Origin of the sequence: Thermomonas fusca (genome assembly GCF_005862345.1) — a bacterium.
GTDB classification, from domain to species: Bacteria; Pseudomonadota; Gammaproteobacteria; order Xanthomonadales; family Xanthomonadaceae; genus Thermomonas; species Thermomonas fusca.
In genome coordinates this window covers 144,633-168,534 of record NZ_SROY01000001.1, presented here as the reverse complement: position 1 = coordinate 168,534, position 23,902 = coordinate 144,633, and the positions used below count along the sequence as shown (strand labels likewise).

23 protein-coding genes are annotated in these 23,902 nt (G+C 69.8%); 8 read left to right on the top strand and 15 right to left on the bottom strand.

Annotation, left to right across the window (positions count from 1 at the left end; translation table 11 throughout):
- The first annotated feature begins 55 nt into the window (after positions 1-55).
- Entirely contained in the window at positions 56-2,389 is a 2,334-nt protein-coding gene (locus E5S66_RS00785; RefSeq protein ID WP_138346660.1) for a S9 family peptidase, read from the top strand.
- 20 nt (positions 2,390-2,409) lie between these two features.
- Positions 2,410-4,059: an NAD(P)/FAD-dependent oxidoreductase gene (locus E5S66_RS00780; protein ID WP_138346657.1), complete on the top strand. Its 1,650-nt coding sequence runs from the start codon at positions 2,410-2,412 to the stop codon at positions 4,057-4,059.
- 10 nt (positions 4,060-4,069) lie between these two features.
- Here E5S66_RS00780 and E5S66_RS00775 read toward each other — a convergent pair whose 3' ends face one another.
- Positions 4,070-5,347, bottom strand: coding sequence for an acetyl-CoA C-acetyltransferase (locus E5S66_RS00775; protein WP_138346654.1), 1,278 nt, complete (start codon positions 5,345-5,347; stop codon positions 4,070-4,072).
- A 78-nt stretch (positions 5,348-5,425) separates the two neighbouring features.
- Here E5S66_RS00775 and E5S66_RS00770 point away from each other — a divergent pair, with 78 nt between their 5' ends.
- On the top strand, positions 5,426-6,313 hold the full coding sequence (locus tag E5S66_RS00770) for a hypothetical protein (RefSeq protein WP_028838635.1): 888 nt from the start codon (positions 5,426-5,428) through the stop codon (positions 6,311-6,313).
- 51 nt (positions 6,314-6,364) lie between these two features.
- Here E5S66_RS00770 and E5S66_RS00765 read toward each other — a convergent pair whose 3' ends face one another.
- The 3 genes from E5S66_RS00765 to E5S66_RS00755 form a co-directional block, all read right to left on the bottom strand.
- Positions 6,365-6,946, bottom strand: a complete 582-nt coding sequence (locus tag E5S66_RS00765) for a superoxide dismutase family protein (RefSeq protein ID WP_138346652.1) — start codon at positions 6,944-6,946, stop codon at positions 6,365-6,367.
- A gap of 79 nt (positions 6,947-7,025) precedes the next feature.
- Positions 7,026-8,432, bottom strand: coding sequence for a nitrogen regulation protein NR(I) (gene ntrC, locus E5S66_RS00760; RefSeq protein WP_138346649.1), 1,407 nt, complete (start codon positions 8,430-8,432; stop codon positions 7,026-7,028).
- Positions 8,425-9,465 (bottom strand): two-component system sensor histidine kinase NtrB, encoded by a 1,041-nt coding sequence (locus E5S66_RS00755; RefSeq protein WP_138346646.1) that lies wholly within the window; start codon positions 9,463-9,465, stop codon positions 8,425-8,427. Before E5S66_RS00755 ends, ntrC begins: the two co-directional genes overlap by 8 nt.
- 94 nt (positions 9,466-9,559) lie before the next feature.
- Between E5S66_RS00755 and E5S66_RS00750 the strand changes: the two genes are divergently transcribed.
- Both E5S66_RS00750 and E5S66_RS00745 read left to right on the top strand, forming a co-directional pair.
- Positions 9,560-10,717 (top strand): L,D-transpeptidase family protein, encoded by a 1,158-nt coding sequence (locus E5S66_RS00750; RefSeq protein ID WP_246037095.1) that lies wholly within the window; start codon positions 9,560-9,562, stop codon positions 10,715-10,717.
- 74 nt (positions 10,718-10,791) lie between these two features.
- Positions 10,792-11,403 (top strand): M23 family metallopeptidase, encoded by a 612-nt coding sequence (locus E5S66_RS00745; RefSeq protein ID WP_425472155.1) that lies wholly within the window; start codon positions 10,792-10,794, stop codon positions 11,401-11,403.
- Here E5S66_RS00745 and E5S66_RS00740 read toward each other — a convergent pair whose 3' ends face one another.
- A complete protein-coding gene (locus E5S66_RS00740; RefSeq protein ID WP_138346643.1) occupies positions 11,404-12,159 on the bottom strand; it encodes an N-acetylmuramoyl-L-alanine amidase in 756 nt (251 codons plus the stop codon).
- Between the two features lie 107 nt (positions 12,160-12,266).
- On the opposite strand from E5S66_RS00740, the gene E5S66_RS00735 reads away from it, so the two are divergent.
- On the top strand, positions 12,267-14,144 hold the full coding sequence (locus E5S66_RS00735; protein WP_171033430.1) for a putative bifunctional diguanylate cyclase/phosphodiesterase: 1,878 nt from the start codon (positions 12,267-12,269) through the stop codon (positions 14,142-14,144).
- 22 nt (positions 14,145-14,166) lie between these two features.
- Here the strand turns inward: E5S66_RS00735 and E5S66_RS00730 are convergent, their stop codons facing one another.
- The 5 genes from E5S66_RS00730 to glnA all read right to left on the bottom strand — a co-directional run bounded on the left by E5S66_RS00730 (position 14,167) and on the right by glnA (position 18,528).
- The gene (locus E5S66_RS00730; protein ID WP_246037127.1) at positions 14,167-15,462 is read right to left on the bottom strand and encodes an ammonium transporter; all 1,296 of its coding nucleotides are present in this window, start codon (positions 15,460-15,462) and stop codon (positions 14,167-14,169) included.
- 70 nt (positions 15,463-15,532) lie between these two features.
- Positions 15,533-15,871 carry a P-II family nitrogen regulator gene (locus tag E5S66_RS00725; RefSeq protein WP_138346637.1) on the bottom strand — a complete coding sequence of 113 codons (339 nt, stop codon included), beginning with the start codon at positions 15,869-15,871 and terminating at the stop codon, positions 15,533-15,535.
- A 13-nt stretch (positions 15,872-15,884) separates the two neighbouring features.
- On the bottom strand, positions 15,885-16,688 hold the full coding sequence (locus tag E5S66_RS00720; RefSeq protein ID WP_138346634.1) for a TorF family putative porin: 804 nt from the start codon (positions 16,686-16,688) through the stop codon (positions 15,885-15,887).
- Positions 16,689-16,969: 281 nt separating this feature from the next.
- Positions 16,970-17,107 (bottom strand): hypothetical protein, encoded by a 138-nt coding sequence (locus tag E5S66_RS13525; protein ID WP_171033428.1) that lies wholly within the window; start codon positions 17,105-17,107, stop codon positions 16,970-16,972.
- A gap of 11 nt (positions 17,108-17,118) precedes the next feature.
- Positions 17,119-18,528, bottom strand: coding sequence for a type I glutamate--ammonia ligase (gene glnA / locus E5S66_RS00715; RefSeq protein ID WP_138346631.1), 1,410 nt, complete (start codon positions 18,526-18,528; stop codon positions 17,119-17,121).
- 253 nt (positions 18,529-18,781) lie between these two features.
- Between glnA and E5S66_RS00710 the strand changes: the two genes are divergently transcribed.
- Positions 18,782-19,672, top strand: a complete 891-nt coding sequence (locus E5S66_RS00710; RefSeq protein ID WP_138346629.1) for an undecaprenyl-diphosphate phosphatase — start codon at positions 18,782-18,784, stop codon at positions 19,670-19,672.
- Between the two features lie 41 nt (positions 19,673-19,713).
- Positions 19,714-20,262, top strand: a complete 549-nt coding sequence (locus E5S66_RS00705) for an META domain-containing protein (RefSeq protein ID WP_171033427.1) — start codon at positions 19,714-19,716, stop codon at positions 20,260-20,262.
- Positions 20,263-20,360: 98 nt separating this feature from the next.
- Here E5S66_RS00705 and rpmG read toward each other — a convergent pair whose 3' ends face one another.
- The 5 genes from rpmG to E5S66_RS00680 all read right to left on the bottom strand — a co-directional run bounded on the left by rpmG (position 20,361) and on the right by E5S66_RS00680 (position 23,894).
- Complete coding sequence (gene rpmG, locus E5S66_RS00700) at positions 20,361-20,528, bottom strand: 50S ribosomal protein L33 (protein ID WP_171033465.1); 168 nt, start codon at positions 20,526-20,528, stop codon at positions 20,361-20,363.
- A 10-nt stretch (positions 20,529-20,538) separates the two neighbouring features.
- Positions 20,539-20,775 (bottom strand): 50S ribosomal protein L28, encoded by a 237-nt coding sequence (rpmB, locus tag E5S66_RS00695; RefSeq protein ID WP_138346623.1) that lies wholly within the window; start codon positions 20,773-20,775, stop codon positions 20,539-20,541.
- A 182-nt stretch (positions 20,776-20,957) separates the two neighbouring features.
- A complete protein-coding gene (locus tag E5S66_RS00690; RefSeq protein WP_138346621.1) occupies positions 20,958-22,793 on the bottom strand; it encodes a DUF885 domain-containing protein in 1,836 nt (611 codons plus the stop codon).
- Positions 22,794-22,806: 13 nt separating this feature from the next.
- Positions 22,807-23,130, bottom strand: coding sequence for a lipid-A-disaccharide synthase N-terminal domain-containing protein (locus tag E5S66_RS00685; RefSeq protein ID WP_138347763.1), 324 nt, complete (start codon positions 23,128-23,130; stop codon positions 22,807-22,809).
- Between the two features lie 32 nt (positions 23,131-23,162).
- Positions 23,163-23,894, bottom strand: a complete 732-nt coding sequence (locus tag E5S66_RS00680; protein WP_138346618.1) for a glycosyltransferase family 2 protein — start codon at positions 23,892-23,894, stop codon at positions 23,163-23,165.
- Positions 23,895-23,902: the final 8 nt, after the last annotated feature.

Below are 23,902 nucleotides of genomic sequence, written 5' to 3'. Positions count from 1 at the left end.
GCGCGCAGGAAACCGGCTGCTACGCTGCGCGATTCGCTTCGCCCTGGACCCGTTCATGCGCCTCCTCCCGCTTGCGTTCGCCCTGCTGTCCACCCTGCCCGCCGCGCACGCCGCGGAGCGGGTCAGCCTGACCCAGGCGATGGCCGATCCCGACTGGATCGGCAATCCGGTGGAACGCGCGTGGTGGCGCTGGGACGGCAAGTCCGCCTACTACCTGCAGAAGCGCGACGGCGCCAGCATCCGCGACACCTGGCGGGTGGGCATCGACGGTGGCGCAGCCGGCCGGCTGGACGATGCCGAGCGCGTCGACCTCGACGCCGATGGCGCGGTCATCGACGCCGCCGGCAGCCGCAGCGCCTTCATCCGCAATGGCGACGTGTTCGTGCGCGAGTTGCGCAGCGGCGCGCTGCAGCAGCTGACCCGCGACACCCAGGCCGCCTCGCGGCCGCAGTGGAGCAGCGGCGGCGCGCTGGTGTGGCGCGCGGGCGAGGCCTGGTATCGCTGGGACGGCCGCGGCGTGGTGCAGGCCGCGGTGGTGAAAGCCGAAGACGCGCCGGGCACACCGCCCAAGGCCGACGACCTGCGTGATCGCCAGTTGCGGCTGATCGCCACGCTCAAGGACGACCGCGCCCGCCGCGACGCCGCGCGCGTGCAGGCCGACGACTGGCGCAAACTGGATCCGACCCGCGCGCCGGCGCCGGTCTACCTGGGCAAGGACGTGGAGATCGCCGATACCGCGCTGTCGCCGGACGGCCGCTGGTTGCTGGCGGTCACCCGCGAGAAGGGCGCCGACGCAGGGCGCGCCGGCAAGATGCCTATCTACGTCACCGAATCCGGCTACGAGGAGGTCGAGGACGTGCGCACCCGCGTTGGCCGCGGCGATCCGCTGCCGCACAGGCTGTGGCTGGCCGACCTTGCCACCGGCAAGCTGGCCGAGCTGGGGTTCGACGCGCTGCCCGGCGTCGCCGTCGATCCGCTGGCGGCGATGCGCAAGGCCGCCGGCAAACCGGCGCTGCAGGGCAACCGCGCGCTGCAGGTGGGTGATGTGCAGTGGAGCGCCGACGGCCGCAACGCCGCGGTGATGCTGCGCGCGATCGACAACAAGGACCGTTGGATCGCCGGCGTCGAGCTCGTCGGCGCGCGCCTGCAGCCGCGCCACCGGCTCACCGACCCGGCGTGGATCAACTGGGGCTTCAACGAATTCGGCTGGCTGCCCGATGGCCGCACGCTCTGGTACCTCAGCGAGGAAAGCGGCTACTCGCATCTCTACACGCTGGACGGCACGCGCCGCCGCCAGCTCACCCAGGGCCGCTGGGAGGCCTCGCAGGTCAGCGTGTCGCGCGATGGCGCCACGTTCCGGTTCCTGTGCAACCGCAGCGCGCCCGGCGATTACGAGGTCTGCAAGGTGCCCGCCGCCGGCGGCGAGGTGCGCGAGCTGACCGCGCTCGACGGCGTGGAGGATTTCACGCTGTCGCCGGACGGAACCAGGCTGCTGGTGCGGCATTCGCTGGCCTACCTGCCGCCGCAGCTGTCGGTGGTGGACGCCGGCGGCGGCGAGGCGCGCCGCCTCACCGACACCCGCAGCGCCGACTTCAAGGCGCGCAGCTGGATCCAGCCGCAGCTCGTGCAGGTGCCCAGCAAGCACGGCGCCGGCAACATCTGGGGCAAGTACTACGCCCCGGAGAAGATGGAGCCGGGCCGCAAGTACCCGATCGTGATGTTCGTGCATGGCGCCGGCTACCTGCAGAACGTGTCGGCGCGCTACCCCAACTACTTCCGCGAGCAGATGTTCCACAACCTGCTGGTGGACCAGGGCTATATCGTCCTCGACCTCGACTACCGCGCCAGCGAAGGCTACGGCCGCGACTGGCGCACCGCGATCTACCGCTGGATGGGCAAGCCGGAACTGGAGGATTACCTCGACGGTCTCGACTGGCTGGTGGAGACCAAGCAGGGCGATGCCGACCGCGCCGGCATCTACGGCGGCAGCTACGGCGGCTTCATGACCTTCGCCGCGCTGTTCCAGAAGCCGGGCGTGTTCAAGGCCGGCGCCGCGCTGCGCCCGGTCAGCGACTGGTCGCAGTACAACCACGAATACACCAGCAACATCCTCAACACGCCCGAACTGGATCCCGAGGCGTACAAACGCTCCTCGCCACTCGAATATGCGGACGGCCTGCAGGACCACCTGCTGATCGCCCACGGCATGATCGACGACAACGTGTTCTTCAAGGACTCGGTGATGCTGGCGCAGAAGCTCATCGAGCTGCGCAAGGACAAGTGGGAGCTGGCGCCGTATCCGCTGGAGCGGCACGGCTTCACCCATGCCGACAGCTGGCATGACGAATACCGGCGGATCTACGAGTTGTTCGAGCGCACGCTGAAGTAAGGATTCGCCGGACGTTGCCCATGCTTCGCATCACCGACCTCAAGCTGCCGCTGGACCACGACGAAGCCGCGCTGTCCGCGGCCGTCATCGCGCGGCTGGGCATCGCTGCAGCTGACCTGGCCGGCTACACCGTCGCCAAGCGCAGCCATGACGCGCGCAAGCGCGGCGCGATCGCGCTGATCTACGCGCTGGACGTGGACACCCCGCGCGAAGCCGAGCTGTTGCAGCGCTTTGCCGATGACCCGCACGTGCAGCCCGCGCCGGACACCCGCTACCGCCTGGTGGCGAAGGCGCCGGCGCAGCTGCGGCACCGCCCGCTGGTGATCGGTTTCGGCCCGTGCGGGTTGTTCGTGGGCTTGATCCTGGCGCAGATGGGCTTTCGCCCGATCATCCTGGAACGCGGCAAGGCGGTGCGCGAGCGCACCAAGGACACCTGGGATCTGTGGCGCAAGCGCAACCTGCACGCGGAGTCGAACGTGCAGTTCGGCGAGGGCGGCGCCGGCACGTTTTCCGACGGCAAGCTGTACAGCCAGATCCGCGACCCGCTGCACCATGGCCGCAAGGTGCTGACCGAGTTCGTGCAGGCTGGCGCGCCGGAGGAAATCCTCTACCTCGGCAAGCCGCATATCGGCACCTTCCGGCTGGTGTCGATGGTGGAGAACATGCGTGCCACCATCGAATCGCTGGGTGGTGAGATCCGCTTCAGCCAGCGCGTCGATGACCTGCTGATCGACGTCACGCCCAGCGGCGAACGGCGCGTACGCGGCGTCACCCTGGCCAGCGGCGAGCAGCTGCGCGCCGACCACGTGGTAATGGCGCTGGGCCACAGCGCGCGCGATACCTTCGAGATGCTGCATGCGCGCGGCGTGCACCTGGACGCCAAGCCGTTCTCGATCGGTTTCCGCATCGAGCATCCGCAGTCGGTGATCGACCGTGCCCGCTTCGGCCCGCAAGCCGGCCATCCGCTGCTGGGCGCGGCCGATTACAAGCTGGTGCACCACTGCAAAGGCAGGCACGCCGGCAGCGGCCGCTCGGTGTACAGCTTCTGCATGTGCCCCGGCGGCACCGTGGTGGCCGCGACCAGCGAACCGCAGCGCGTGGTCACCAACGGCATGAGCCAATACTCGCGCAACGAACGCAATGCGAATGCGGCCGTGGTGGTTGGCATCCAGCCCTCCGACTTCGCCGCATTCGATGCCAGCGGCAGCGTGCTGGCCGGTATCGCCATGCAGCGCGCGCTGGAGAGCCATGCCTATGTGCTGGGTGGCGAAAACTACAGCGCGCCGGCGCAGTTGGTGGGCGATTTCCTCGCCGGCCGCGCATCGCGCCAATTCGGTGAAGTCCAGCCGTCGTACAAGCCGGGCGTCACCCTGGGCAGCCTCGACAGCGCGCTTCCCGACTACGCGATTGCCGCGATCCGCGAAGCGCTGCCGGCATTCGAGCGGCAGATCCGCGGCTACGCGATGCACGACGCGATCCTGACCGGCGTGGAGACCCGCACATCGTCACCGGTCCGGATCACCCGCGACGACAGCCTGCAAAGCCTCAACACGCGCGGCCTGTTCCCGGCCGGCGAGGGCGCGGGCTACGCCGGCGGCATCCTGTCCGCGGGCGTGGATGGCATCAAGATTGCCGAAGCGGTGGCGCGCAGCATCCTCAACGGCGATTGAGGCGCCGTCCTCAGCGCTCCAGGATCGCCACCACGCCCATCCCGCCTGCCGTGCAGATGCTGACCAGGCAGCGGCCGCCGCCGCGCTGCTTCAGTTCCTTGGCGGCGGTGGCGACGATGCGCGCGCCGGTGGCGGCGAACGGGTGGCCGGTGGCGAGCGACGAGCCGTTCGGGTTGATCCTGGCCGGGTCGATGCGGCCCAGCGGCGCGTCCAGGCCGAGCCGGGTCTTGCAGTACTCCTCGCTCTCCCATGCGCGCAGGGTGCACAGCACCTGTGCGGCGAAGGCTTCGTGGATCTCGTAGAAATCGAAATCCTGCAGCGCCAGGCCGTTGCGCTTGAGCATCTCCGCCACCGCCACGGTCGGCGCCATCAGCAGGCCTTCGCCGTGGACGAAATCGACCGCCGCGACCTGCGCGTCGCGCAGGTGGCAGAGCACTTCATGGCCGTGCCGCGCGGCCCATTCGTCGCTGGCCAGCAGGCAGGCGGAAGCGCCGTCGGTCAGCGGGGTGGAGTTGCCCGCGGTCAGCGTGCCCTTGCCGGAGCTCTTGTCGAACGCGGGCTTGAGCGCCGCCAGCTTCTCGATGCTGCTGTCGGGGCGCAGGATGTTGTCGCGGTTGACCCCGCGGAAGCTCACCACCAGGTCATCGAAGAAGCCGCGCGCATAGGCGGCGGCCAGCTTGTGGTGCGAAGCCGCGGCCAGTTCGTCCTGCGAATCGCGCGAGATGTTCCACTCCTTCGCCATGTCCTCGCAGTGCGCGCCCATCGACTTGCCGGTGCGCGGCTCGGCCACGCCGGGGAAGTCCGGCTTCAGCTCCATGAGCCGGAAGCCCTTGAACGCGGCCAGCTTGTCCTTGAAGGTCTTGGCCGCCGCAGCCTTGAGCAGGCGCTGGCGCAGCGCCTTGCCATAGACGATCGGCACGTCCGAGGTGGTGTCGGAGCCGCCGCCCACTCCGGCTTCGATCTGCCCGGTGGCGATCTTGCCCGCGATGTGGACGATCGTGTCCAGCGAGGTGCCGCAGGCGCGCTGCAAGGTGATGCCCGGGGTCAGTGGCGACAGCCCGGAGGACAGCGCGGCCTCGCGGCCGAGGTTCCAGTCGGACGAATGCTTGATCACCGCGCCCATCGCCACTTCGCCCAGCTGCTGCCCGTGCAGGCCGAATTTCTCGACCAGCGCGCCCAGCGTGCGCACCGACATGCCGAGGTTGCCGACGTCGGCATAGGCGGTGTTCTGGCGGCAGAACGGGATGCGGACACCACCCAGGATGGCGACGGGACGACCGTGTTGCATGGCACACCTCGGGGTCTGGCCCGCGACGCGGGCATAATGGGCCGAGTGTAGCGTCGCTCTTCCGAGTCAGGACTCAACATGTCGTTCACCGCGCCAGACCTTGCCGTGTTCCGCGGCGTCATCGCCATCGAGCTGCGCGACGGCGGCATGCCGGAGCGCGCCGCGCTAGCCGCCGGCAGCGCCGGCGAGGTGGCCGCGCTGCTGGGCCGCGATCTTGCCAAGCTGACCCCGGACGTGGCCGACTGCGAACTGGCGCTGATGGCGGCGCATTTCGATCCGGCCGAAGCGCTGCGCCCCGGCTGGCCGCTGCACCAGCGCGTCATCGAGCTGCTGCAGCGCGCGCCGGGACAGGCGCAGGGCGCGCGCGTGATCGGCTTCGGCGCGGATGCGCAGGGCGATGTGCCGCAGCCGCTGCAATGCGATCCGGCGCTGGCCGGAGGCGGCCTGCGGGTGATGCCGTTCGTGCTGCGCGGGGCTGGCCTTGCGGCCGCCGCGGAGCAGCTGGAATCCAAGCTGTTCGACTGCGGCATGGCCCAGGCCGACGCCGCGCTGGCGCTGCAGGACGGGCTGGGCGCGCGGATCGAACACATCCGCTACCTGAGCCTGCACGACCTGCTGGCGATGATGGCGATGCAGTACCAGAACGTCGGCCTGGACGCGCTGTGGTCGCTGCTGGAGCACGCGCTGATCGGGCCGATGCTGGCCGAGAAGGACGCCGAGTTCCTGCTCGACGCGGCGCCGGAACCGCTGGCCCGCTACGGCGACGGCGAGGTACGGATCGCGATGCTGTCGCCGCAGGCGTGGCGTGCGCGCAATGCGCCGGAAGAAACCGACAGCGGCAAGCTGGAGCGCGGTTTCATCCGTTTCCAGGCGCGCCAGCGCCAGTACGCGGCGGTGCTGGAAGTGCACGGCGTGCAGGTGCAGTTCGTCCACTGCGGCGACGGCAGCAGCGACTGCTTGCGCTGAGGCAGGCGCGCCCTGCGGCGCGCGCTGCCGTCATGCCCTGCTCAGGGCGCGTCAGGGAGCGGTCACCCGGATCACCCCGCAGGCCACCCGTGCACCGGCGTTGCCGGCCGGCTGGCTGCTGTAGTCGTCCGCGTTGGCGTGGACGATGAGTGCGCGGCCGGCGATGTCGGCGGCACTGCCGCCGCCGAGGCTGACTCCGGAGAAGTGTGCGTTGACCCGCGCCACGCCTTGGGCATCTGCAACCAGGTTGTCGCCATCGCCGGCATGGTGCGCGCTGTGCCCGGCGCGGCCATGCGGCTTCGCGGCGGGGTTGAAGTGGCCGCCGGCGCTGCTGGCATCGGCCGCGCTGCAGTCGCCCTTCTCGTGGATATGGAAGCCGTGGCTGCTGTTGGCCTGCAGCCCGCCGATCTCGCCGGTGATGTGCACGCCGTCGCCCATCGGCACCAGCGCCAGCCGGCCGCTGACCAGGCTGCCGGAGGCCGAGGCGAGGTTGGCGATGGCCTGCGTGGCGGTGCTCGCGTTGTGCTTGCTCACGGCGGGCGCGTCGGGCCTCGCGGTTTGCGGCGCCGTGCTGGCGCAGGCCGTCAATGCTGCGGCGAGGGTGGCGATGGCGATTCGGGGCAAGGGATTCATGACGGTCTCCGTTGGCTGACAGGGCACTATGTCGGGATGCGGCTTCAGTTGGGATGAAGAAGTTGCAGTCCGCATGCCGTCAGCGTCGCCTGCGCGATGAACCCAGCTTGCGGGTGACGGTATTGCGCGACAGTCCGAGCAGGGCGGCGGCGTCGCTGCGGTGGCCGTTGCAGCGCTCCAGCGCGGTGTCCAGCAGGGTGCGGTCGAGCAGCTCGCGGGCCTGCGCGTGCAGCGCCGGCGTGCCGGCGTCCAGCTGCGTGCGCGCCCAGTCGGCCAGCAGCCGGGTCCAGTCCGCGGGCGCCGTGGCCTGGGTGGCCGACGGCAGCGCCAGCATCAGGTCGGCTGCGCCGATGGTTTCGCCAGGGGCCAGTGCGGCCAGCCGCCAGCACACGTTTTCCAGCTCGCGCACGTTGCCCGGCCAGGCGTGCGCGCACAGCCGCTCCAGCGCCGCCGCGGACAGCTTTTTCGGCGCCAGCTGCAGCTTGCGTGCGGCGTGGGCGAGGAAGCGCGCGGCCAGCTGCGGGATGTCCTCGCGGCGTTGGCGCAGCGGCGGCAGCTGCAGCCGCACCACGTCGAGGCGGTGCAGCAGGTCGGCGCGGAAGCGGCCCTGTTCCACCAGCGTTTCCAGCGGCTGGTGGGTGGCGGCGATCAAGCGCACGTCGACGCGGATCAGCTCGCGGCCGCCGACGCGGAAGAACTCGCCTTCGGCCAGCACCCGCAGCAGCCGCGTCTGCAGCGCCGCCGGCATGTCGCCGATTTCGTCGAGGAACAGGGTGCCGCCGTCGGCCTGCTCGAAGCGGCCGATGTGACGCTTGTGCGCGCCGGTGAAGGCGCCGGCCTCGTGGCCGAACAGCTCCGATTCCAGCAGTTCGGCCGGGATCGCGGCGGTGTTCAGCGCCACGAACGGGCGCGCCGCGCGCGGCGATTCGCGGTGCAGCGCGCGCGCCACCAGCTCCTTGCCGGTGCCGGTCTCGCCGGTGATGAGCACCGACAGCGGCACTTGCGCCAGCCGGCCGATGGCGCGGAACAGCGCACGCATGGCGGGTGCCTGGCCGATCAGCGCCTGCGCCGGTTCGGGGACCGCCGCAGGCGGCAGGGCGGCGCGTTCGATCGCCTGTTCCGGCAGCGCGCGCCGCACCAGCGCCACCGCTTCGTCCATGTCGAAGGGCTTGGACAGGAATTCCTGCGCGCCGCCGCGGAACGCGCCGGCGGTGCTGGCCACGTCGGTATGCGCCGACATCACGATCACCGGCAGGCGCGGGTGGCTGGCCTTGAGCTTGTCCAGCAGGATCAGCCCGCTGTCGCCGGGCATGCGCACGTCGGTCAGCAGCAGGTCCGGCACGCGGCCGGATGCCAGCGCGTTCAGCACTTCGGCGGCATCGGCGAAGGCGGTGATGCGGAAGCCGGCTTCGCCCAGCGCCGCGGCCAGCACGAAGCGGACCGAGCGGTCGTCGTCGACGATCCAGACCTGCGCGGCGTCAGCCATCGGTCTGCTCCGGTTCGGCCGCCAGCGGCAGCAACAGGGTGAACACCGTATGGCCGGGGCGCGAACGCCAGGTCAGGGCCCCGCGATGTTCGCGCGCTACCTGCTGGGCCAGTGCCAGCCCCAGCCCGGTGCCATCGGCGCGGCCGCTGACCAGCGGCAGCAGCAGGTGTTCGGCCAGTTCCGGGGGCACCCCGCGGCCGTCGTCGACCACCTCCAGCCGCAGCGCCAGCGGCAGCAGCGCTTCGCCCAGGCGCGCGCCGTGCTCGACGCGCGTGCGCAGGGTGACCGTGCCGGCGCCGGCCTCGATGGCATTGCGCACCAGGTTCCAGATCGCCTGCGAAAGGCGGTCGGCGTCGCCGGCGAATTCCGGCAGCGAGGGGTCGTAGTCGCGCTGCAGCTGCACCGCCCAGCCGGCATCGCTTTCCGCCAGCCGCAGCACGCGATCCAGCACGGCGTGGATGTTGAGCTCGGCGAATGCCTGCGGCGGCGCCGGGTTGAGCAGGCCGTCCACCAGCGTGGCCAGCCGCTGCACTTCGCTTTCGATGATGCCGGTAAGTTCGCGTGCATCGGCATCGACCCGCCGCGCCAGCAGCTGCGCCGCGCCCTTGATGCCCAGCAGCGGGTTGCGCAGCTCGTGCGCCAGCCCCTTCAGCGAGGCGGCCAGCGCGGAGGGCAGCAGCTGCGCCGGGTCGCCGCCGGGAAATTCGTCGACCGGGTGCGCTTCCAGCCACAGCCCGTCCTCCGCCGGGGTCAGCCACAGGTCGGCGAAGCGCAGCGCATCGCTGCCCGGCAGCGCCAGCCCGACCCGACGCAGCCGCGCCGGGGCGTCCTGCGGCCGGGCCAGCCGGGCGGCCAGCTGGTTGCCCTCGCGCTCCAGCGCGGCCGCGTGCAGGCCGATCAAGCGGCGCCGGCTGACTCCCAGCCAGCGCGCGCTGGCCGCGTTGGCGAACGCCACCACGCCCTGCGCATCCAGCTGCAGCAGCGGCGTGGTCAAGGCGTCGAGGACGCTGTCGGGAGGGTCAGGCAGGCGCATTGCACTAATTTAGTGCAATTGCGCCGCGCCGGCTTCACATGCCTGCCAACCGCGGCCCGGCAGGATCGGGACAGGTTCCGCTCGAGGCTCTGCCATGCACCAGCTCCGCCACGCCACCCCCCTGCTGTTGATCGCGCTGGCCGCCTGCGGCGCGCAATCGCCCGCCGTGAACGCGGCAAACGAGGCCATGGGCCGAACCGCGCCGGAAGCCGCACCGGCACCGGCGTCCGCGCCCGCGGCACCCGAACCCGCCGCAGCCCCGTCGGCGCCGCCCGTTGCCGCGCCGCCGGTGCTCGGGCCGCAGCCGGTGCGGGCCTGGGGCACCGGGCCGGCGGCGGTGCCGGTGATCGAGGATGAGCCTGCGCCGGTCGCCGCCAACGGGCAGGACGCCAACGATCCGGCGATGGCCACCGGCAAGGCCAGCGTGCTGCGGGCGCAGGTGCTGCTGCTGCGCGCGCACTACTCCGGCGGCGAGATCGATGGCCTGGCCGGCAAGAACCTGGCGCGGGCGGTGCGCGGCTATCAGGCGGCGCAGGGGATCGAAGCATCCGGCAAGCTGGACGCCGCGACCTGGGCGGCGCTCAACCAGGACGCGGCGCCGGTGCTGGTTGAATACACGCTCACGGCCGAGGACGTGGCCGGCCCGTATGCGCCCACTCCGGAACAGCCGGCAGACAAGGCGAAGATGCCGCGCCTGGTCTATCAGGACGTCTTCGAAATGCTGGGCGAGCGCTTCAACGGCAAGCCTGCGCTGATCCGCGCGCTGAACCCCGGCGTCGAGATGGTGGCGGGCACCCGGCTGGTGGTGCCGCATACGCGCCCGGCGCAGCAGTTGCCGAAGGCGGTCAAGCTGGTGGTGGACAAGTCGGACGGGCTGCTGCAGCTGCTCGACAGCGATGGCCGGGTGTATGCGCAGTTCCCGGCGTCCACCGGCTCCACCCGGTTTCCGCTGCCGATCGGCGACTGGAAGATCACCACCGTGGTGCGCGAACCCGACTACCGCTACGACCCCGACCTGCTGGTCAACCAACCCGAGGGCGCCAAGCCGGCGATGCTGCCGCCGGGCCCCAACGGGCCGGTGGGGCTGGTGTGGATGGGCATCGACAAGCCGCATTACGGCATCCACGGTACCCCGGAGCCCGGTGACATCAGCCGCGACCAGTCCAGCGGCTGCGTGCGGCTGACCAACTTCGCCGCGCTGGCGGTGGCCGGCGCGGTGGCGGCCGGCACCCCGGTCAGCTTCCGCGACTGAAGGCCGTGGGTGTCGCGCGTCGAACCCGCCGGAGCCTGCGCGCGCTGCTGTATGTGGCGTTCGCGCTGCTCGCCGTGGGCATTGCCTGCCGGCGCCAAACCCCGCAAGCGCAGATTGGGCATGCGGACGATGCGGTCATCGCGACCGAGCCGGCGGCCGCGCCCTTCGACGAGTCCACCGCGCCAGCGCGGCCTGCGCCGGTGGTCGCCGCCGCAACGCCGTCGCCGGCCGCCGACGCCCGGGCCGCGCCCGCGGCTGGCCTGCTGATTCCGGTCCGCGGCGTCAGCGCGCAGCAGCTGCGCGACACCTTCACCGATGCGCGCAGCAGCGGCCGCGTGCACGATGCCATCGACATCATGGCGGCGGCGGGCACGCCGGTGCTGGCGGTGGCCGACGGCAGCGTCGAAAAACTGTTCGCGAGCCAGCGCGGCGGCATCACCCTGTACCAGTTCAACCCGCAGCGCACCCATGCCTACTACTACGCCCATCTGCAGGGCTATGCGCCGGGCATCGCCGAACAGCAGGTGCTGCGGCGCGGGCAGGTGATCGGCTATGTCGGTGCCACCGGCAATGCCAGCGCGGACGCGCCGCACCTGCATTTCGCGGTGTTCGAGCTTGGCCCGGAGCGGCGCTGGTGGGAAGGAACCGCGATCAATCCGTATCCGCTGCTGGTTGCGCCGCGCTGATCACTGCCCCAGCTTCTGCGCCGCCAGCGCATGCAGGATGCGCAGGTCTTCCGCATCGAACGCCGCCGCCGGATCTTCGCCGTCGTCGCGGCCGCGGTAGTGGCGATGGAAGGCGCGCACCGCGGCGGCGCGGTCCTCCAGCGGATAGCCGATCGCTGCCATCGCCAGCCACGGATCGAAGCCGGCCGGCGGATCGGCCAGCTCGCCGCGCGGCCACAGCCCGTAGCCGGCATCGGCCAGACGCTGCCAGGGAAACAGCGCGCCGGGGTCGCGCTTGCGGGTGGGCGCAAGATCGGCGTGGGCGATCACCTGCGTCTTCGGGATCGACAGGCGGGTGGTGAGGTCGTCCAGCAGCCGCAGCAGCGTGACCAGCTGCGCCTCGGTGTAGGGCTCGCCCACTTCGTTGTCGATCTCGATGCCGATCGAGGTGGAATTGAGGTCGGTCAGCGTCCCCCAGCGGCCGCCGCCGGCATGCCAGGCGCGCTCGCTGTCGGCCACCAGCTGGTAGAGCCGGCCGTCGTCGCCGATCAGGTAATGCGAGCTGACCGGCCCGTGGCGGTTGGCGGTGCGCAGGGTGTCCAGGCTCTGCTGCGCGGAGGCCTGTTCGGTGGCGTGCAGGACGATCACCACCGGCCGGCGCTGGTCGAGGTTGGGCGACGGCACCCATTCGGCCAGCGCGTTGCGGGAAGGCGCCTCGACGTGCGCGCAGGAAGCGGCCAGCAGGCAGGCCGGGAGCAAGAGCAGGAATCGGCGCATGCCCGGATCTTAGCCCGTGCTTGGGCCCGGAGGGGCTGCTAGCCTGTCGCCACCTATCGCAAAGTGCATCCGGCAGCATGCCCCAGTCATTGCCCGCATCCATGGACATGTCGCATGCCACGGGCCTCGCGTGGCTGCGGCAGCGACGCCTGCAGCAGCTGCTGTGGGTGCTCGTGGCGGTGTTTGGCCTGGTGATCGTGATGAACCTCGGTTTCGGGCGCTACCGCAGCGCCGGACTGGAGATGGTGATTGTCTTGGCGCTGGCGCTGGCGATGCACTGGAACCAGCGCGCCCGGACAATGCATGCGGTCGGGCTGACGGTGGCCACGCTGCTGCTGGGGCTGTGCGTCCTCATGGTCAACAACCAAGGCCTGTACGACGAGGCGCCCATGGCGTTCCCGGCGCTGCTGCTGTTTGCCGGGCTGTTTGGCTTCAGGCGCATGTTCTGGGGCTTGGTGTGCGGCATGCTGGCGGTGGTGGCGCTGTTGTTCTTCCTGCACCAGGCCGGGGTGTTCCACAGCGCGCCGGTGATGCCGCTGGACTGGCGGCGGCCGTTCGTCATCGGCCTGATCGTGCTGGTCACCGGTCTGTTCGCGTGGCTGCTCACCAGTGACCTGATGCTGGCGATGCGCCAGCTGGAAGCGGAAAAACGCGCGCTGGAGGCATCGCACGCGCGGATCGAGGTGCTGGCGCAGCGCGACAGCCTGACCGGCCTGCCCAACCGTTCGCTGGCGCGCGAACGGCTGGGCTTCCTGCTGCAGCAGGCACGGCGCAGCGGCGGCATGGTCGCGGTGATGTTCCTCGACCTCGACAACTTCAAGACCATCAACGATTCGCTGGGCCACGCCGCCGGCGACGACCTGCTCTGCCAGGTCGCCGACAAGCTGCGCGCCTGCGTGCGCGAGACCGACACGGTGGCGCGGGTGTCCGGCGACGAGTTCCTGATCCTGCTCGGCGACCTGCAGGACGAGGACGCGATCGTGGCGGTGGTGGCGAAGGTGACCCATCTGCTGGGCCGCGCGTTCACCGTCGAGGGCGTGGAGGTGCTGGCCACCGCTTCGCTCGGGATCGCGGTGGCGCCGCGCGATGGCGAGGATGCCGACCTGCTGCTGAAGAACGCCGACACCGCGATGTACCAGTCCAAGGACGCCGGCCGCAACACGTTCTGCTTCTTCGATGCCAGCATGAACGAGAGCGTCACCGAGCACCTGCACATCGCCTCGGGCCTGCGCTCGGCGCTGGCTGCTGGCGAGCTGCAGCTGCACTACCAGCCGCAGTTCGATCTGCACAGCGGGCGCATCCTCGGAGCCGAGGCGCTGTTGCGCTGGCATCACCCGGAGCTGGGCTGGATCCCGCCCGGCAAGTTCATCCCGATCGCCGAACGCAGCGGCCTGATCAACGAGCTGGGCAGCTGGGTGCTGCGGCAGGCCTGCCGCGATGCCCAGGCCTGGCGCAGCGATGGCCTGGGCGAGCTGCGGGTGGCGGTGAACGTGTCGCCACTGCAGTTCCGCCGCGACGACATCGAACGCGAAGTCGCGCAGGCGCTGCTGGCCAGCGGGCTGCCGGCCACCGCGCTGGAGCTGGAGTTGACCGAATCACTGCTGGTCGCCGACGCCCGCAACATCGGCGAGGTGCTGCAGCGGCTGGGCGCGCAGGGCGTGCAGATCGCCATCGACGATTTCGGCACCGGCTATTCCAACCTCGGTTACCTGCGTCGCTTTTCGGTGCACAGGCTGAAGATCGACCAGTCGTTCGTGCGCCGGATGTGCGCCAACGCGCACGACGAAGGGCTAGTGCGCGCGATCATCGAAATGGCGCACTGCCTGGACCTGCAGACCGTCGCCGAGGGCGTGGAGGACAGCCAGACCCTGGAGCGCCTGCACGCGTTCGGTTGCGAATCCGCGCAGGGCTACCACTGGTCGCCGGCGCTGCCGGCGGACGCCTTCGTCGAGTTCGTGCGTGATCGACAGGCCGTGGCCGGCTGAGCAAGCCACGGCCTGCCCGGTTTCAGCCGGGGTAGGCGGCTTCACCGTGCGAGGCGACGTCCAGGCCCTCGCGCTCGGCCTCCTCGTCCACCCGCAGGCCGCCGCAGGCAAGGCCCGCGATCCAGAAGGCCAGCGCCGACACCACGCCGATCCAGCCGAGGGTGACCACCACCCCAAGCGCCTGCACGCCGGTCTGGGCAAGAATGTCGTAACCCGCCGCCACCGACCGGGTGCCACCCAGGCTGTCGGCCGAGAACACGCCGGTCAGCAGGGCCCCGATGATCCCGCCGAGCCCGTGCACGCCGAACACGTCGAGGCTGTCGTCGGCGTCCAGCAGCCGCTTCAGTCCGGTCACGCCCCACACGCAGGCCATGCCGGCGATGAGGCCCAGTGTGATTGCGCCGAACGGCCCCACCGTGCCGCAGGCCGGGGTGATCGCCACCAGCCCGGCGACCATGCCCGAGGCCACGCCCAGCGCCGAGGCCTTGCCCTTCGCCAGCTTCTCCACCAGCGCCCAGCCCAGCACCGCGGCCGCCGGCGCGAGCAGGGTGTTGAGGAAAGCCAGCCCCGCGCCCGCGTTGGCCTCCAGGTTGGAGCCTGCGTTGAAGCCGAACCAGCCCACCCACAGCAGCGCAGCGCCGGCGTAGGTCAGGACGAGGTTGTGCGGCTTGATCGCCGCCTGTCCGTACCCCAGGCGCTTGCCGACGAACCACGCGCCCACCAGCCCGGCCACGCCGGCGTTGATGTGGACCACGGTGCCGCCGGCGAAGTCCAGTGCGCCCTTCTCGAACAGGAAGCCGCCGCTGGCCCACACCATGTGCGCGAGCGGCAGGTAGCCGAGGCTGAACCAGATCACCGAGAACAGCAGCACCGCGGCGAACTTCACGCGCTCGGCGAAAGCGCCCACTACCAGCGCCCCGGTGATCCCGGCGAAGGTCGCCTGGAAGCCGGCGAACACGTATTCCGGCAGGGCCACGCCTTCGCTGAAGGTGGCGGCCAGGGTGCCGGGTCCGACGCCACGCAGGAACAGTTTGTCGAGGTTGCCGATCCACGCGCCGTCGCCGGAGAACGCCAGGCTGTAGCCGTAGCAGACCCACAGCACCACCAGCAGCGAGAACACCACCGCGACCTGGATCAGCACCGACAGGACGTTCTTGGCGCGGACCATGCCGCCATAGAACAGGGCGAGCCCGGGGACGGCCATCATCACCACCAGCAGGGTGGCGGTCAGCATCCAGGCCACGTCGCCCTTGTCCACTACCGGCGTTGCCTGCTGTGCGGTGGCCGGGAGGGACGCCAGCAGCGCGACGGCAGCCATCAGCACGGTGTCGCGCGTCGGGCGCACGCGATCACGGGACATCTTGTTCATCGGATTCTCCGGGAAGTGGTCACAGCGCATCGGAATCGAGCTCCCCGGTGCGGATGCGGATGGCCTGTTCCAGCGGACTGACGAAGACCTTGCCGTCGCCCACCTTGCCGGTGCCGGCACTGCGCGTGATCGCGTCGATCGCGGCATCGAACAGGGCGTCGGTGACGGCGATCTCGAGCTTGAGCTTGGGCAGGAAGTCGACCTGGTATTCGGCGCCGCGGTAGAGCTCGGTATGGCCCTTCTGGCGGCCGAAGCCCTTGACCTCGGTGACGGTGATGCCGGACACGCCGGCCTCGGACAGTGCTTCGCGGACGTCATCGAGCTTGAACGGCCGGATGATCGCGGTGATCAGTTTCATCGCGTGGGCTCCTTCAGAACGTCTGGGCGAGGGTCAGCGCGACGGTGCTGCGCGCCAGCCGCCGGCCGTGGGGGTTGGTGTACAGCGCGTCGTCGGCGTCGGTGCTGGTCCAGGCCAGGCCCAGCGAGGCGCCGTGGTCGAAGCTGCGGGTGACGCCGAGCTTCCAGTCGCTGTATGCGAACGCGTCGTTGCCTTCGATCCATTGCCTGCCGGCGTGCGCCGCCAAGGCCCAGCCCGGGGCGATCGCGTAGGTCGCGGACAGGTCGAGGTAGCCGCTGCCGCCGGAGTCGACGTAACCGAACAGGTCGGTGGTCGCCAGCGAATACTTCGCCCCCAGGCTCAGCCTGTCGCTGGCGGTGACGGTGAGGCCGGCATAGAGCTCGAAGGTGTCGGCGCGGTTGAAGCCGGACGGGAAGTCACCCGGGTAGGCGTAGTACTGCGCGCCCACGTCGAAGGCCACGGCATCGGCCAGCTTGCCGCGATACCCGGCATAGGCGTCGAGTTCGATGCTGCTGGAGACCGGCGCCGCGGTGGTCGAGAGATCGGACAGCCAGCTGATGCTGCTGCCCCAGGCGCCGGCATGGGCGCCGCCTGCGGCCGACAGTTCGACGCCGCCCTGCAGCGCCGGCCGCTGGTTGCTCTGCGAGACGCCGCGGAAGATGTAGTCGGAGGTCAGCGACAAGCTGCCGCTGCTGCCGGCGTGGGCGCTGCCGGTGCCCAGCAGGGCGAACAGGGCCAGGGCGGTACACGGGCGCAGGCCGCGGGTCCGCGCGGTGGCGGAGATACGGCGGAGAATTGCTGGAACGCGAGACGACATGACGCAGGCTCCTCATAAGCGGTGCCCTCCCCGGTCAGTGTTGCGTGCTCATGCAGTGCGGGACGGCGCATGCCCGCCTGCGGCGATCCGTGGATCGCGTCTTCCTCCTGTCCTGTGCGTTCGCGCAGTGCCGCCGCGCGCGGCTCGCCCCGTTCCCTCTCCGGGCACACGACGGCGCGGGATGGGCGCACCCGTCGGTACGCCCATCCCGGCCACCCGATCCCCGCCGGGGAGGGAACGAAGCGGGGATCAGCCTGCTGCGTTCCGGATCGCGGCTGCGATCAGATCGTGTAGTACATCCGGTATTCGAGCGGGTGAGGGCGGGATGCTTGCGCGGCACTGCCGCGCATCCCGCCCGAACGCCCGCCGCGCTGCGGCGGGCCGGACATCCGCCGATCCGAAGCAATGAAGGCGCGCATTCCGGGTTCCCTCAGATCGTGTAGTACATCTGGTATTCGAGCGGATGGGTGGCGCCGCGGAAAGCCGTCACTTCCTTCATCTTCAGGCCGATGTAGGCATCGATGAAGTCGTCGGTGAACACGCCGCCGGCCTTGAGGAACTCGCGGTCCTTGTCCAGCGCGTCCAGCGCCTGGTCCAGTGAATGGCAGACGGTGGGGAAGTTCTTTTCCTCTTCCGGCGGCAGGTCGTACAGATCCTTGTCGGACGGCGCGCCCGGGTCGATCTGGTTCTTGATGCCGTCCAGGCCGGCCATCAACAGCGCGGCGAAGATCAGGTAGCCGCTGTTCATCGGGTCGGGGAAGCGGATCTCGACGCGGCGCGCCTTCGGGTTGGCCACGTACGGGATGCGGCACGAAGCGGAGCGGTTGGAGGCCGAATAAGCCAGCATCACCGGCGCTTCGTAGCCCGGCACCAGCCGCTTGTAGCTGTTGGTGGTGCTGTTGGCGAAGGCGTTGATGGCGCGCGCGTGCTTGAACACGCCGCCGATGTACCACAGCGCCATCTGGCTCAAGCCGCCGTAGCCGTCGCCGCTGAACAGGTTGACGCCGCCCTTGGCCAGCGACATGTGCACGTGCATGCCGCTGCCGTTGTCGCCGACGATGGGTTTCGGCATGAAGGTGACGGTCTTGCCGCTGCGGTGGGCCACGTTCTTGATGACGTACTTCATCGTCATCAGGTCGTCGCCCTTCTTCACCAGGGTGTTGAACTTGGTGCCGATCTCGCATTGGCCGGCGTTGGCCACCTCGTGGTGGTGCACCTCGGTTTCGATGCCGACCGCTTCCAGCGTCTTGCACATTTCCGCGCGCAGATCGTGCAGCGAATCCAGCGGCGCCACCGGGAAATAGCCGCCCTTGACCATCGGCCGGTAGCCGCTGTTGCCGCCGGCGTATTCGCGCGCGGAGTTCCAGTGCGCTTCCTCGGAATCGACCTGGAAGAAGGTGTGGCCCATCTCGTTGGCGAAACGCACCGAATCGAAGATGAAGAATTCCGGTTCCGGGCCGAAGAAGCCCTGTTCGGCGATGCCGCTGGCCTTCAGATAGGCCTCGGCGCGGTGGGCGACGCCGCGCGGGTCGCGCGAGTACGCCTGCATCGTCGCCGGGTCGAGGATGTCGCAGGTCAGCACCAGCGTCGGGTCGGCGGTGAACGGGTCAAGGAAGGCGGTGGACGGGTCCGGCAGCAGCACCATGTCGGAGTTCTGGATGCCGCGCCAGCCGCTGATCGAACTGCCGTCGAACATCTTGCCGTCCTCGAACAGGCTGGCGTCGACGATCGACTTGGGGAAGGTCACGTGATGCTGCACGCCGCGCATGTCGGCGAAGCGCAGGTCGATGAATTCGACCTTGTGGTCCTTGATGAGCTTTTCGACGTGTTCGAGGGACATGGCTGGCTCCGGGGCAGGAATGAGGAAAGGCATCGCGGTGTCGACCCAATGCATAAAGCATGCGGCGTGCCAACTTGGACTTAAGCGCAAGTTATTGATTTGCAATGGCGTGCGCGTCACCGTGCAAAAGCGTTTGCACCAAATTGATGAGCTTGCGGGCGTGAATGCACCGAAATCGTGCAAGCGGCGCATCGGGTATGCTGCGCGACTGCCCGTGCGCCCGGCGCACACTTCCCCGGCCCCGCTTTCCCCCATGTACGAGCTGCTTGCCGCCCTGCTGCTGGGCATCATCGAAGGCATCACCGAATTCCTGCCGATCTCCAGTACCGGCCACCTGCTCATTGCCCAGCACTGGCTCGGGCCGCGCAGCGACCTGTTCAACATCGCCATCCAGGCCGGCGCGATCCTGGCCGTGGTGCTGATCTACTGGAAGCGGCTCTGGGGCATGCTGGTCGCGTTCGCCGGACGCGACGCGCCGGCCGAATTCGACCCGCTGGGCGTGTCCACCACGCCGGCGCAGTCGCGCGACTACGCCTTCAAGCTGGCCGGCGCGTTCCTGGTGACCGCGATCCTGGGGCTGGCGCTGAAGAAGGCCGACCGCATCGGCGCGCTGTTCGGCCAGCAATGGACGCCGTTCCACCTGCCGGCCACCGTGCAGCCGATCGCCTGGGCGCTGATCATCGGCGCGCTGTGGATGCTGCTGGCGGAGCAGTGGGCGGCGCGGCGCGCGGCGCGCGACGGCGAACGCACCGCGATCGCCTGGCGCACGGCGTTGCTGGTGGGCGTGGCGCAGGTGCTGGCGGGGGTGTTTCCCGGCACCTCGCGCAGCGCCGCCACCATCTTCGTGGCGCTGCTGGCCGGCACCACCAGCCGCGCGGCGGCGACCGAATTCGCGTTCCTGGTCGGCATCCCCACCATGTTCGCCGCCACCGGTTACGAGCTGCTGTCGCTGTGGAGCGACGGCGGCTTCGCCAACGTGGACTGGAACGCACTGGGGGTGGCCTTCGTCGCCTCGGCGGTGACCGCGTTCGTGGCGGTGAAATGGCTGCTGCGCTACATCCAGGGCCACCGCTTTACCGCATTCGCGATCTACCGCATCGTGCTGGGCGTGGCGCTGCTGCTGTGGTTGCCGGCGGGCCAGTGAGCGGAGCCAACCGCGGAGGAAAGGTCGTGCGCAAAGTGTCGATGATCGCCTTGCCCGGCCTGCTGCTGGCCGGCTGCCAGCCCGCCGTGGCGCCGGCCGCGGTGCCCGCGCCCACGCTGGAGGCGCAGTCCGTCACCCCGCCGCCTGCGCAGATGCAGCAGGCCACGCCGGCACCCGCCGGCGCCCTGCACGCGGTGCTCGCGCTGACCCGCCACCACTGGCGCCTGGTCGCCGCGGTGGACGCCGGGGGTCGCCGCATCGATGCGCTGTTCGTGCGTCCGCAGCTGCCGGTGCAGCTGGATTTCAACGCCTCGCTGGTCAGCGTGGGCAATGCCTGCAACGTGATGAGCGCGCGCCATGCACCGAGCGCCGACAGCCTGCTGGTCGAACCTTTCAGCGTGGCGATGACGCCCTGCGCCGACCCGGCGCTGGGCCGCCTCGACGGACAGGTGGCCAACCGTCTGCAGGGCCGGCTGGCGATGCGTTTCGAGCAGGCGCAGCCGCCCAGGCTGGTGCTGGTCAATGCCGCCGGCGACGTCTTCAGCTTCGATGGCGTCGACGATGCGCGGGTGGCGCCGGCTGGCGGCTGAGCCGCAGGCCCCGCGCGAACGCCAGCGGCAGGCAAAAGAAAACCCGCCGTGGGGCGGGTTTTCCGGGAGGGCAAGGCCGGCGCGCGATGCGCCGCGGCTTACTTGATCTTGCCTTCCTTGTACATCACGTGCTTGCGAACGACGGGGTCGTACTTGCTGACCTCCATCTTGTTCGGGGTGTTCTTCTTGTTCTTGTCGGTCGTGTAGAAATGACCGGTGCCGGCCGAGGAAATCAGACGGATCTTGTCGCGCTTGGTAGCCATGATTCAGTCCTCCTCAGACCTTCTCGCCCTGCTTGCGCAGGTCGGCCAGGACGGCATCGATGCCGTTCTTGTCGATGGTGCGCAGCGCGGCATTGGAAATGCGGAGCTTGACCCAGCGGTTTTCCGAAGCGACCCAGAAGCGACGCTCGTGGAGGTTGGGCATGAAGCGACGACGGGTTTTCCGGTTCGAATGCGAAACATTGTTGCCGGAGATCGTGCGCTTGCCGGTGACTTGGCAGACTTTGGACACTGTGCACCTCGATGGTGTGTGGTTGTCGCCCGTAGCCCGGGTGACGGCGGCCCCGGCGTGAAATCCACGACGGGAAGCGCTGCAGGACGCAGCGAGCCGCGCATTATGCGGGCTTTCCCCTTTGCGCGCAAATACTTGGCTTGCGCCGCCGCGTCTGGCCGTGGCGTCCGTCCCGCCGCGCGTCAGGGCGCGGCCGCTTTCACCGCCACCCAGGCGCGGATCTGCGATTCCAGCACCGGCAGCGGCACCGAGCCTTGCGACAGGATGGCGTCGTGGAAGGCGCGCACGTCGAACTTCGGCCCCAGCGCGGCTTCCGCCTCGCGACGCAGGCGCATGATGGTGATCTCGCCCAGCTTGTAGCTCAGCGCCTGGCCGGGCCAGCTGATGTAGCGGTCGACCTCGGTGGTCACCTCGTGCTCGGACAGCGCGGTGTTGTCGCGCAGGTAGGCCAGCGCCTGCTCGCGGCTCCAGCCCTTGTGGTGGACGCCGGTGTCGATGACCAGCCGGCAGGCGCGCCACATCGCGTAGGTGAGCCGGCCGAAATCGTCGTAGGGCGTCTCGTAGATGCCCATCTCCTTGCCCAGCCACTCGCTGTACAGGCCCCAGCCCTCGCCGTAGGCGCTGATGTACTCCCGGCGGAAGCCGGGCACTTCCCCCTGTTCCTGCGCCAGCGCGCCCTGCAGCGCGTGGCCGGGGGCGGATTCGTGCAGGGTCAGCGCCGGCAGGTTGTACAGCGGGCGCGACGGCAGGTCGTAGGTGTTGACCCAGTAGGTGCCGGCGCCGCCGCGGCCTGCGGTCCAGAACGGCGCGATCGCCGGCGGCACCGGCACGATGGTGAAGCGCCCGCGCGGCAGGGTGCCGATGATCCTGCCGACCTGTCCGTCCACCCGCTTGCTGATCCAGGCGGCGTGGTTGAGCAGTTCCTGCGGGCTCGATGCGTAGAACTGCGGGTCGGTGCGCAGGAAGGTCAGGAAATCGTTGAAGCGGGTTTCCTTCGATTTGCCTGCGAAGCCCAGGCCGTCGATGATCGCCTCCATCTCGGCGCGGATGCCGGCCACTTCCTGCAGGCCGATGGCGTGGATCTGGTCGGGCGTCAGCTCCAGGGTGGTGTATTTGCGGATCTGCTCGCGATACCAGGCCTCGCCGTTCGGCATCGCCTCGGCCGCCAGCGTGGCGCGCGCTTTCGGCATGTACTCGCTGCGGAAAAACACCAGCAGTCTGGCGAAGGCGGGGATCACCGCCTCGCGGATCGCGGCGCGGCCTTCGGCGCGCAGCGCGTCCTGCTCGGCGGTGGGGATGCCGGCCGGGATCGTCTTGTAGGGCGCCCACAGCGAGGCGGCTTCCGGGTCCTTCAGTTCCGCGGTCATCGCGATCGACACATCGCGGCCCGGCAGCACCGCGCGCGGCACCGAGAAGCCGCGCGCCAGCCCGGTGCGCATGTTGGCGATCTGCTGGTCGAAGTAGCGCGGCACGTCGCGCAACCGCGCCGCGTAGGCGCGGTAATCGTCGGCGCTGCGCAGGTTGGCGCGGGCCATGAAGTCGAGGTTGGACCAGAACGAGCTGTCGGAATTGAACGGCATCTCGTGGTCGCGCAGGCGGATCTCCGCCGCTTTGTGCTCGATCTGCGGACGGTAGATCGCGTAGTTCAGCTGCTCGGCCGGCGACAGCGCGGCCACCTCGATGCCGTCTAGCTGGCGCAGCACGCCATCGAGATAGGTGAGCTGCTTCTGCAACGCTTGTGGGCTGACGTCGGGCAGGCTGCGCGCGGGCGTGCGGCTGGTCTCGTCGCTGTCTTCGGTCCACGCCCCGGCCTGCTGCATCCGCCATTTCCATTCGGCCTGGTAGATCGCGCGGAACGCGGCATCGGCGGCACTGATCGATTGGGCAGGAGCCGGCGCGGCTGGCGATGTCTGTGCGTGGACGAGGGCGGACGACAGGCACAGGGCCAGCAGGCTGGCGCGGGCGATGGACTTCACGGGGCGGGAACCGGCGGTGGCGGGGTGCCCGGATCGTAGCATCGAGACAGGCGGCTCAATGGCCGGCGCGGTCGCGCTTCCAGCCGCGATGGCGGATGTCCAGGTACAGGCTGTAGCAGGCGGTGAAACTGGGGAACAGGTTCTGCAGGATGCCCACCGCGTCGTTCTTGCCGAACACGAAATAGCTCAGCGTCATCAGGCTGCCGAGGATGCTCATGTACCAGAACAGCCGCGGGATCACCGGCTTGCCGTGGCGCTTGCTGGCGATGAACTGCACCAGCCAGCGGCCGCCGAACATCAGTGCGCCGACCAGCCCGATCAGCTTCCACGGGCTCATGTGGATGCCGGTCCAGGCCAGCGCCGCCAGCGGCGTGTCCATGAAACCGGCCGGCGCCGCCGCCAGCAGCGCGATCACCGCGACAGTTCCTCGGTGGCGGTGCGGCGGCTGCGCTGGATCAGCCAGGACACCCCGAACAGGTCCTTGATGCCGACCATGGCGCGGCCGAGGTTGTTGTACTTGGACACGCCGGCGGTGCGGTGGCGGTGGTTGACCGGCACGCTGACGGTCTGCCAGCCGGCGCGCTGCATCAGCGCTGGCAGGTAGCGGTGCATGTGGTCGAAGTAGGGCAGGTCGAGGAACGCTTCGCGCGCGAACAGCTTGATGCCGCAGCCGGTGTCGGGGGTGGCGTCACGCAGCAGCCGTGCTCGGATCGCGTTGGCGAATTTCGACGCCCAGCGCTTGCTGCCGGAATCCTGGCGGTTGACCCGCCAGCCGGCGAACAGCTTCACCGCCTCGGGCGAAGCGTCACGTTTGGCCAGCAGGTTGGGAATGTCGGCCGGGTCGTTCTGGCCGTCGCCGTCCAGCGTCGCGATCCACGGCGCGCGCGCGGCCTTGACCCCGTTGCGCACGGCGGTGCTCTGGCCGGCGTTGGTTAGGTGGCGGACCACGCGCAGTTCCGGCGTGGTCGCCTGCAATTCTCGCAGGCGCGCCAGGGTGGCGTCGCGTGAGGCGTCGTCCACGTACACGATTTCGAAGTCGATCCGCCCACGCAGCGCGGCCACGATCTCGCCGGCCAGTGGGGCGAGGTTGTCTTCCTCGTTGTGGACCGGGACGACGACCGAGAGTTGCGGAGATCCGCTCATGCGCGCTG